Origin of the sequence: Kitasatospora purpeofusca (assembly GCF_000718025.1) — a bacterium.
GTDB classification, from domain to species: Bacteria; Actinomycetota; Actinomycetes; order Streptomycetales; family Streptomycetaceae; genus Kitasatospora; species Kitasatospora purpeofusca.
Window position 1 is genome coordinate 218,792 of record NZ_JODS01000022.1, and the last position, 10,018, is coordinate 228,809.

The following is a 10,018-nucleotide window of genomic DNA, read 5'->3' on the forward strand; positions in this document are numbered from 1 at the left end:
GCGTCGTCGGCCCCGGGCACGGCACACCGTGCCCGGGGCCGACGGCGTCCCGCTCAGCGCCGGGCGCCCGGGCGGAGCCAGACGGCCCAGGTGAGGGCGGAGCAGCACAGGTAGGCGACCAGGAAGGCCAGGTAGGCGTCGTCGCCGGTACCGGTGCTGAGGAAGGACTGCCGGAAGGCCAGGTTGACCAGCACCCCGCCGAAGGCGCCGATCGCGCCGGCCAGGCCGATCAGCGCGGCGGTGCGGCGGCGGGCGGTGGCCTCGGTGGCGGCCGGGTCGGCGCCGTCAGCGACGGCCAGGCGGGCCCGGCCCTCGTAGTGGGCGGGGATCATCTTGTACGTCGAGCCGTTGCCGATGCCGCTGAGCACGAACAGCGCGATGAAGCCGGAGAGGAAGAGCGGCAGCGAGCCGGCCCGGGAGGCGGCCAGGACGACGGCGGTGCCGGCGCCCATCGCGACGAAGGTGACCAGGGTGACCCAGGGGCCGCCCCAGCGGTCGGCGAGCCTGCCGCCGACGGGCCGCAGCAGGGAGCCGAGCAGCGGGCCCAGGAAGGTGAGCGCGGCGGCCTTGACCGGGGTGTCGAAGCGGTCGTGGAACTGCACCTGGAGCACCTGGCCGAAGGCGAACCCGAAGCCGATGAACGAGCCGAAGGTGCCGATGTACAGGGTGGAGACGGCCCAGCCGTAGGGGTCGCGGGCGACCTCGCGCAGCGAGCGGTCGGCGGGGGCGCCGGGTTCCCGGGGCGGGGTCGGCAGGTTGTCCATCCGGCGCCAGGCGAGCGCGGCGGCGGCCAGGATCAGCGGCAGGTAGATCAGCGGCAGCAGCCGGGGGTGGGCGGCGCCGGCGGTGGCGAGCACCAGCAGGCCGAGCAACTGCACGGCGGGGACGCCGAGGTTGCCGCCGCCGGCGTTGACGCCGAGGGCCCAGCCCTTGAGGCGGTGCGGGTAGAAGGAGTTGATGTTGGCCATCGAGGAGGCGAAGTTGCCGCCGCCGACACCGGCGACGCAGGCCACCGCGAGCAGGGTGCCGTAGGAGACGCCGGGGGTGAGGACGAGCGCCGCCAGGCCGGTCGGGACCAGCAGCAGCAGCGCGCTGACCACTGTCCAGGTGCGGCCGCCGAACCGGGCCACGGCGTAGGTGTAGGGCAGCCGGAGCAGTCCGCCGAGCGCGGTGGGGAGCGCGGTCAGGGTGAACTTGCCGGCCGGGTCGATGTGGTACTGCGGGCCGAGGAAGAGCACCAGGACGGACCACAGGCTCCAGACCGAGAAGCCTATGTGCTCGGAGAGGACGGACAGGATCAGGTTGCGGCGGGCCGTACGGGCACCGGTGCGCTCCCAGAACTCGCGGTCCTCCGGGTCCCAGTGGGTGAGGGTGGGGGCGCCGGCCGTCCGCCGGGCCGGTCGGGTGCCGAGGGCGGTGGTCATGCCCGCTCCTCCTTCCGGGAGTTCCGAGGGTTCGGGGAGTCGGCCGCCGCGGCGCAGTCGGCCGCCGCGGCGCGGACCGGCCACCGGCGGAGCACCGCGGGGGTGCCGTCGGGGGCGGTGTCCTCGTCCAGGCAGCGGCCGTCGATGAGGTCGAAGGTCTGCTTGTACATCGGCGAGGCGAGCGTCGGCCGGCCCGAGCGGCTGCCGAGCAGACCGCGGGAGAGCACGTGCGCGCCGCTGAACGGGTCGCGGTTGTCGACGGCGTACAGCGCGCCGGAGCGGTCGAGGAACAGGGCCACCTGGGTGTCGGCGGGGGGCAGCAGGACGGCGACGCCGCGGCCGGGTTGCAGGTCGTCGAGGCTGCAGACGGGCTGCCAGCGGGTGCCGTCGTGGATCTCCACGGTCACTTGGCGAGCACCTCCAGTCGGGGTCCGGCCACGAGGACCGGGGCGGGGGCGGGGAGGACGTGGCCGTCCTCGTCGGGGCGGGCGGGGCGGATCTGGCCGCGTTCGGGGACGAAGGTGACGGCCGGGTCGGGGGTGCCGGGAGCGTTGACGAAGGAGGCGAAGCGGCGGAGCCGGTCCGGGTCGGCCAGCGTAGCGGCCCACTCGTCCTGGTAGGAATCGATGTGGCGGGCCATCAGGGCGTCGAGTTCGGCGGCGATGCCGAGCGCGTCGTCGAGGACGACCGCGCGCAGGTGGTCGAGGCCGCCGTCGAGCCGCTCCAGCCAGACCGAGGTGCGCTCCAGCCGGTCGGCGGTGCGGATGTAGAACATCAGGTAGCGGTCGACGGTGCGGATCAGCGTCTCGCGGTCCAGGTCGGCGGCGAGCAGGTCGGCGTGCCGGGGCGTGGTGCCGCCGTTGCCGCCGACGTAGAGGTTCCAGCCGGCGGAGGTGGCGATGATGCCGAAGTCCTTGCTCCGCGCCTCGGCGCACTCGCGGGCGCAGCCGGAGACCGCCGACTTGAGCTTGTGCGGGGAGCGCAACCCCCGGTAGCGCAGCTCCAGTTCGATGGCCAGGCCGACCGAGTCCTGGACGCCGTAGCGGCACCAGGTCTCGCCGACGCAGGACTTCACGGTGCGCAGCGCCTTGCCGTAGGCGTGGCCGGACTCGAAGCCGGCCTCCACCAACCTGGCCCAGATGGCGGGGAGCTGGTCGACCCCGGCGCCGAACAGGTCGATCCGCTGGCCGCCGGTGATCTTGGTGTAGAGGCCGAAGTCGCGGGCCACCTCGCCGATCGCGATCAGGCCGTCCGGGGTGATCTCGCCGCCGGGCACCCGGGGCACCACCGAATAGGAGCCGTTGCGCTGGAGGTTGGCGAGGAAGTGGTCGTTGGAGTCCTGGAGGGCGGCCTGTTCGCCGTCCAGGATGTGGCCGTTGGAGAGGCTGGCCAGGATCGAGGCGACGGTCGGCTTGCAGATGTCGCAGCCCTCGCCGGTGCCGTGCCGGTCGACCAGCGCGGAGAACGTGGTGATGCCGGTGACCAGGACGATCTCGTACAACTCGGCGCGGCTCTGCGGAAAGTGCTCGCACAGGCCGGTCCCCACCTCGGCCCCGGTGGCGGCGAGTTCCTCGGTGACGACGGTGGTGAGCTGCTTGAGGCAGCTGCCGCAGCCGGTGCCGGCCCGGGTGCACTTCCTGACGGCGGCGACGCTTTCGCAGCCCTGCTCGTGGACGGCGGCGCGCACGGCGCCCTGGGTGACGTTGTGGCAGGAGCAGAGCACCGCGTCGTCGGGCAGCGCGATCGGGCCGGCGGCGGCGGACCCGGCGGGCAGCACCAGCTGTTCGGGCGGGACGGTAAGCGGGCGGCCGGCCGTCGCCAGCGCGCGCAGGGTGCCGTAGGCGTCGGTGTCGCCGACCAGGACGCCGCCGCGCAGGGCCCCGTCGGCGCCGATCACCAGCTTGCGGTAGACGCCCAGCCGGCCGTCGCTGTAGAGCACGTCGAGCGCGCCCTCGGCGGTGCCGTGCGGGTCGCCGAAACTGGCGACGTCGACGCCGAGCAGTTTGAGCCTGGTCGAGGTGTCGGCGCCGGTGAAGCCGGGGCCGGGCCGGCCGGCGAGTGCGCGGGCGGCCGTCTCGGCCATCTGGTAGCCGGGGGCGACCAGTCCGTAGACCCGGCCGTCGGCGGCCTGGGCGCACTCGCCGATGGCGAGGACGGCCGGATCCTCGGTGCGGCAGTGCTCGTCGACCACGATGCCGCCGCGCGGGCCGACCGCCAGGCCGCAGTCCCGGGCAAGCCGGTCGCGGGGGCGGACGCCGGCGGAGAACACCACCAGGTCGGCGGCGAGTTCGCGGCCGTCGGAGAGGAGCAGGCCGCGCACCGCGCCGTCCGGGCCGGTGGCGACCCCGCTCGCGGCGGCGGCGGTGTGGACGGTGACACCGAGCTCCTCGATCCTGCGCCGGAGCAGTCGGCCGCCGCCCTCGTCGACCTGGACGGCCATCAGGCGGGGGGCGAACTCGACCACGTGGGTGGTGAGTCCCGTCGCCCGCAGCGCGCCGGCCGCCTCCAGTCCGAGCAGGCCGCCGCCGACCACGATGCCGGTGCCGCCGCCCGCCACCACGGCCCTCGTCGCGTCGGCGCGGATCGCGTCGAGGTCCTCGACGGTGCGGTAGACGTGGCAGCCGGCGGCGTCCCGGCCGGGCACGGGCGGCACGAACGGGGCCGAACCGGTGGCCAGCACCAGGTCGTCGTAGCGCAGTCGGGCGCCGGAGCGGGTGGTGACGGTGCGGGCGGCGCGGTCGACGGCGGTCACCGGGTCGCCGAGGCGCAGCTCGATGCCGTGCTCGGCGAGGAAGCCGGGCGGGCAGAGCGTGAGGTCCTCGGGCGTGCGGCCGTCGAAGAGGGAGCTGAGGTGGACGCGGTCGTAGGCGGGGCGGGGCTCCTCGGCGAGCACGGTGACCCGCCGGCGCCGGGCGCCGGGCTGCTCGGTCCAGGCCTCCAGGAAGCGCTGGCCGACCATGCCGTGGCCGACCAGGACGAGGTCCAGCGGCGGCTCGGGCGGCTCGGCCGGGTGGGACGTCATGCGTGACTCCTCGGGTGGTGCGGGGGCTGGGGGCGGGCTGGTTGTGGGGTGTGGAGGCAGAGGCGGGGTCGGGGGGCGGGGGCCGGTTCGGGTTCGGGTTCGGGTTCGGGTTCGGGTTCGGTGGTCCCGCTCACCGGTGCCCCGGGGTCGTGCCGAGAAATTTCGCCGGTGGTCGTTTCGCCGCCGGGTCCGCCGTGTTGCGCCCGCGGTACGCCTGCCTCACACCCGGCACCGCCCGACGTGCGGCTTCGGACATCCCCCGTAACGGGAGCGGCCGCTTCGCTAACTCCGGGGAGACGGACGGGCAATCAGCCCGTAACGAGCGGCCCGCACCCTTTCGGCCATGGCAACAACCACCCTCACCGGACCGCGCCCCACCCCGCGGACCGGGCCCCTCACCGGCTTCACGATCGGGGTGACCGCCGCCCGCCGCCGCGACGAGCTGACCGCGCTGCTCACCCGGCGCGGCGCCCAGGTCGTCGAGGCGCCGGTGCTGCGGATCATGCCGCTCGCCGACGACCTCGCACTGCGCCGGGCCACCGAGTCCTGCCTGACCGGGCCGCTCGACTACGTGGTCGCCACCACCGGCGTCGGCTGGCGCGGCTGGATGAGCGCCGCCGAGGGCTGGGGCCGGGGTGCCGCCCTCGCCGACGCGTGCCGGCGGGCCGTCGTCCTCACCCGGGGCCCCAAGGCCACCGGTGCCGTCCGGGCCAGCGGCCTCGGCGAGGGCTTCTCCCCCGGCTCCGAGGCCACCGACGAACTGCTGACCTGGCTGCTCGCCCGCCCGCTGGCCGGCCGACGGATCGCCGTCCAGGAACACGGTGTGCGGCTCGACGACTTCGCGGCCGCGCTGCGCGAACGCGGCGCGGAGGTGATCTCCGTCCCGGTCTACCGCTGGGCCCCGCCGGACGACCCGGCCCCGGTGCGGCGGCTGGTCGAACAGACCGTCCGCCGCCAGGTCCACGCCCTCGCCTTCACCAGCGCCCCCGCGGTCAGCGCGTTCGTCGAGACGGCCGCCGCCGACGGCCTGCGCGACGCGCTGCTGGACGCGCTGCGCGGTGACGTCCTGCCGGTCTGCGTCGGCGCGCTCTGCGCCCGGCCGTTCGCCGACCTCGGCCTGCCCGTGGAATTCCCCGAGCGCGGCCGGCTCGGCTCGCTGGTCCGGCTGCTCGCGGAGACCCTGCCGAGCCGGGGCCGCCGCGAACTCGACCTGGGGAGCACCCGGTTGACCCTCCAGGGGAACGCCGCCCTGGTCGACGGGGAGAGCCGGCTGCTCAGCCCGCGCGGCGCCGCCGTGCTGCGCGCGCTCGCCGAACGCCCCGGGCATGTGCTCAGCCGCGCCGACCTGCTGCGCACGGCCTGGCCGGACGCGGCCGCCGACGAGCACGCCGTGGAGGCGGCGGTCGGGCGGCTGCGGGCGGCACTCGGGCCGCACGGGAAGCTGATCCGCACCGTGCCCAAGCGCGGCTACCGGCTGGCGGCGGCCTGATGGGGGCGGGGCTTGCAGGGGTGCGTCCTCCCTCGGACGGGAGCCGGCCGGTCCTGCTCGCGGTCGCGCACGGCAGCCGCTCCGCCGCCGGAGTCGCCGCGAACCGGGCGCTGCTGCGCCGGGTCCGGACGCTGCGCCCGGGCCTCGACGTCCGCTGCTGCTTCCTGGACCTCGCCCGGCCCTCCCTCCCGGAGGCACTGGCCGCCCTCGACGGGCGGGCCGCCGTGCTGGTCCCGCTGCTGCTCGGCGGCGGCTACCACCTGCGGGTGGACCTGCCCGGCGCGCTCGCCGCCGCCGGACTGACCCGCCTTCCGCTCGCCCGGGCGCTCGGCCCCCACCCGCTGCTGGCCGCCGCGCTCGCCGAACGCCTCGCCGCGGCCGGTCGCCCGGCCGGCGCGGGGCCGGTGGTCCTCGCGGCCGCCGGCTCCTCCGACCCGGCCGCCAACGCCGACACCGCGCGGACGGCCGAGCTGCTCGCCGAACGCCTCGGCGACGGCAACCCGGTCGTCCCCGCCTACCTGTCCGCCGCCCGCCCGACCCCGCAGGAGGCGGTCGCCGCCCTGCACACCGCCGGCCACCGCCACGTCGCCGTCGCCACCCATCTGCTCGCGCCCGGCTTCTTCGCCGACCGCGCCGCCGCCACCGGCGCCCGCTGGACGAGCGCCCCGCTCGGCATCCACGAGGCGCTCGCCCGGCTGGTCGCCCTGCGCTACGACGAGGCCCGGGCCCGGGTCGAACCACTCGCCGTCGCCCGCTGACCGTCCGGCTGGCGGTCGGCCGTCGGGGAACCGTCAGGCGCGCCGCCGCCGGTGGTACGCGTACGTCAGCGCGAGGATCAGCGGCCCCCAGAGCACGAACAGCCCGCTCACCACCGTGGCCAGCGCCCGCCACCAGCCGTTGACGAACCCGACCTCGTGGAAACCCGCGAGCTCGAAGGTGGTGAGGACCCACTGCACGGTCAACGCCGTGAACGCGCCGCCCGCCACCGTCCCGGCGGCAACCACGAGCCAGGCGGGCGCCCGCTCGCCCCACGGCCGGACCAGCCCGGCGCAGAGCAGCGCGAAGGCCTCGGAGAGCAGGCTCAGCGTGAGGACGTAGGGCACCGTCACCCAGAGCGGGAGGTCCTCGCGCGGCATGTCCATCCCCATCTGGAACCCGAACCCGAACGGCAGCCTCCACAGGCACACCGGCAGGGCGAGCAGGGGCAGCGCCCGTGCGGTGCGCAGCGCCCAGACGGGGACGGGCCGTTCGGTGGTCGGGTTCGCCGCACCCGTGGTCGCCGTACTCGGGGTCGTCGCACTCGGGGCCGTCGCGCTGGTGGTCATGTCCGTCGTGGTCATGTCCCCACCCTCCGCCCCTGCCGGTCCCCCCGGGATCGTGCGCGGGCCCGATCCCCCTCCCCCGCCAGGGGGAGGCCCGTCCCCCGGCCTCCCCCGGGCTGTCGACCTCCTCACACCCGGCGCCCAATCCCCCACCGCGCTCTCCCCGCCCCCTAGGGTGATCTTCCTCGGCACGGACTCGGCACGGACTCGGACCGGACGATGGGGTGGAGCAGATGAGCATGTCCCTCACGGCACATCAGCTGATCGGACTGCTGGTCGACCCCGGCTCCTTCGTGAGCTGGGACGATCCGGTGACCACCGAGCCTCGCGACGCCGAGTACCGGGCGAGTCTGACCCGCGCCCGGGAGCGGACCGGCATCGACGAGGCGGTCGTCACCGGCATCGGCCGGATCGGCGGGGGACAAGCGGCCCTGATCGCCTCCGAGTTCGGCTTCCTCGGCGGGTCGATCGGCGTGGCCACGGCCGAACGGATCACCCGGGCCGTCGAACAGGCCACCGCCGCCCGGCTCCCGCTGATCGCCCTCCCGGTCTCCGGTGGCACCCGGATGCAGGAGGGGTCGGCGGCGTTCCTGTGCATGCTGCGGATCACCGCGGCCGTCCAGGCCCACCGGGCGGCCGGACTGCCGTACCTCACCTATCTGCGCAACCCCACCATGGGCGGGGTTTTCGCCTCCTGGGGCACCCTCGGGCACCTGGTGTTCGCCCAGCCGGGGGCCCGCCTGGGCTTCCTCGGCCCGCGCGTGTACGAGGAACTGCGGGGCGTCCAGCTGCCGGCCGACGTGCAGCGCGCCGAGACGCTCGCCGAACGCGGCCTGGTGGACGCGGTGGTCGCGCCCGAGGAACTGCGGGAGGTACTGCGCCGCTCGCTGTCCGTACTCACCCGCCGCGCCCTGCCCTCCCCTTCTCCTTCCTCTTCCTCCGTTCCTCCGGCTCCCGTCCCCCCGACCCCCGCCGAACGGCCCGACGCCTGGGAGGCCGTCCTCCGCACCCGGCACCCTGACCGCCCCGGCACCCGCGAACTGCTGCGCCGCACCACCGAGGAACTCGTCCTCCTCGACTCCCCGGGCGGCCGCGACGGAGCCCTGGTCCGGGCCCTCGCCGTGCTGGACGGCCAACCCGCCGTGGTCGTCGGCCAGCAGCGCCGGGCCGGCGCCCAGGAACGCCCCTTCACCGCCGCCGACCTGCGCTCCGTCCGCCGCACCGCCCGGTTCGCCGAACAGCTCGGTCTCCCCCTCGTCACCGTCGTCGACACGGCGGGCGCCGAACTCTCCGTCCAGGCGGAGCTGGACGGCGTGGCCGTGGAGATCGCCCACTGCCTCACCACCCTCCTCTCCCTGCGCACGCCCGTTCTCGCCGTGCTGCTCGGCCAGGGCTCCGGCGGCGGCGCGCTCGCCCTCCTCCCCGCCGACCGCGTCCTCGCCGCGGACAACGCCTGGCTCGCCCCGCTCCCCCCGGAGGGCGCCTCCGCGATCGTCCACCGGGACGGCTCGCACGCCCCCGAGCTGGCCCGCGCCCAGGGCATCGGCGCCCACGACCTCGCCGCCGTCGGCCTGGTCGACACCGTGATCCCCGAACTTCCCGACGCCGCCGACGAGCCCGCCGCCTTCTGCGCCCGCCTCGGCCACGCCGTCTCCACCGCCCTCGCGACCCTCACGGCCACCCCCACCTCCGAGCGCCTCGCCGCCCGCACCACCCGCCACCGCCGCCTGGGCGACCTCGTCGTCTGAGGACCGAGGCCGGGCTCCGGAGGCGGCGGGCTCCGAGGAGGACGGGCTCCGAAGGCGGCGGGCTTCGAGGAACGCAGGCTTCGAACCGTGGCCCTGTGGTCCCGGTCTCAGATCAACGGCGACGTGGCGTGCCGACGGCACGGCCCTGGGTGACGGGGGCGGCGTTCAAACGGTGAGTGCGCTCACAAGGAATCCGTCGGCACGACGGCCGGTAGTGCTCACGGCCGGTGCGGTGCGGACGCGGGATCGGCGCAGGTCAGAAGCGCCCGCGAGCGGCCTTCGAATCGACGGCGCGCGAGACCGCTACGACGCGGCGTCGTAGCGGAGGGGTCTTGGCGATGGCCGATCCCGTCTGCCAACAATGGCTCTCGTCGCCAGCCGTACCCGGTACCTGTCCCACCGGAGTACGGCTCTTCACGAACTACTGCCGATGCGCGCCCCGCGACCGTTACGGCCCCTGTCCGGCCACGGTCCGGGCGGGGCGAGCACCGGCCCAACCTGATTGAGGTCTTGTTCTTCATGCCCACTTTCAAGCTTCGTATGCGTACCTCGGCTGCTCTTCTCGCCGGTGCCGCCGGTCTGACCGCCATCGGCGCCGGTGTCATGCCGGCCACCGCGTCCGCCGCGACCGCCTCCCCGCAGGCCATCGCCGCGCAGATCGTGCCGGCGAACCAGCTCTCCTCGTTCAGCCAGATCATCTCCCACGAGTCCAGCTGGAACGTGACCGCGACCAACCCGAGCTCGGGTGCGTACGGCCTGGCGCAGGCGCTGCCGGGTTCCAAGATGGCCACCCACGGCTCGGACTGGAAGACCAACGCCACCACCCAGATCCGCTGGGCGCTGGACTACATGAACAGCCGCTACGGCAGCCCGAACGCCGCCTGGACCTTCTGGCAGAACCACCACTGGTACTAAGACCGTGTCCTATGTGGTGAAGGCTCGTTGATCGAGGCATGGGGCGGGGTACGTGGAGTTGGATCGTTCCGGACGGGTTGTGGGAGTTGGCGAAGCCG

At 75.2% G+C, this 10,018-nt stretch carries 8 protein-coding genes; 4 read left to right on the top strand and 4 right to left on the bottom strand.

The features are described from left to right. Positions 1-53: 53 nt before the first annotated feature. Genes IF01_RS0128015 through nirB form a run of 3 tightly spaced genes read right to left on the bottom strand, consistent with a single transcriptional unit; the run spans position 54 to position 4,446 of the window. Positions 54-1,424 (bottom strand): MFS transporter, encoded by a 1,371-nt coding sequence (locus tag IF01_RS0128015; RefSeq protein WP_030396341.1) that lies wholly within the window; start codon positions 1,422-1,424, stop codon positions 54-56. Continuing rightward, positions 1,421-1,831 (bottom strand): nitrite reductase small subunit NirD, encoded by a 411-nt coding sequence (gene nirD, locus IF01_RS0128020; RefSeq protein WP_063764313.1) that lies wholly within the window; start codon positions 1,829-1,831, stop codon positions 1,421-1,423. The genes IF01_RS0128015 and nirD overlap by 4 nt, the downstream gene beginning before the upstream one ends. Further along, on the bottom strand, positions 1,828-4,446 hold the full coding sequence (nirB, locus tag IF01_RS0128025; RefSeq protein WP_030396343.1) for a nitrite reductase large subunit NirB: 2,619 nt from the start codon (positions 4,444-4,446) through the stop codon (positions 1,828-1,830). Before nirB ends, nirD begins: the two co-directional genes overlap by 4 nt. 343 nt (positions 4,447-4,789) lie before the next feature. On the opposite strand from nirB, the gene IF01_RS0128030 reads away from it, so the two are divergent. Together IF01_RS0128030 and IF01_RS0128035 are read left to right on the top strand one after the other, a co-directional pair. Continuing rightward, positions 4,790-5,935, top strand: coding sequence for a uroporphyrinogen-III synthase (locus IF01_RS0128030; protein ID WP_030396344.1), 1,146 nt, complete (start codon positions 4,790-4,792; stop codon positions 5,933-5,935). Positions 5,936-5,955: 20 nt separating this feature from the next. Beyond that, positions 5,956-6,693, top strand: coding sequence for a CbiX/SirB N-terminal domain-containing protein (locus IF01_RS0128035; RefSeq protein WP_030396345.1), 738 nt, complete (start codon positions 5,956-5,958; stop codon positions 6,691-6,693). A 33-nt stretch (positions 6,694-6,726) separates the two neighbouring features. On the opposite strand, the gene IF01_RS0128040 is transcribed toward IF01_RS0128035, so the two are convergent. Beyond that, a complete protein-coding gene (locus IF01_RS0128040) occupies positions 6,727-7,275 on the bottom strand; it encodes a hypothetical protein (protein WP_030396346.1) in 549 nt (182 codons plus the stop codon). A 215-nt stretch (positions 7,276-7,490) separates the two neighbouring features. On the opposite strand from IF01_RS0128040, the gene IF01_RS0128045 reads away from it, so the two are divergent. Both IF01_RS0128045 and IF01_RS0128050 read left to right on the top strand, forming a co-directional pair. Beyond that, positions 7,491-9,005 (top strand): carboxyl transferase domain-containing protein, encoded by a 1,515-nt coding sequence (locus IF01_RS0128045; RefSeq protein WP_030396347.1) that lies wholly within the window; start codon positions 7,491-7,493, stop codon positions 9,003-9,005. 519 nt (positions 9,006-9,524) lie between these two features. After that, positions 9,525-9,920, top strand: a complete 396-nt coding sequence (locus IF01_RS0128050) for an aggregation-promoting factor C-terminal-like domain-containing protein (RefSeq protein WP_030396348.1) — start codon at positions 9,525-9,527, stop codon at positions 9,918-9,920. Positions 9,921-10,018 lie beyond the last annotated feature (98 nt).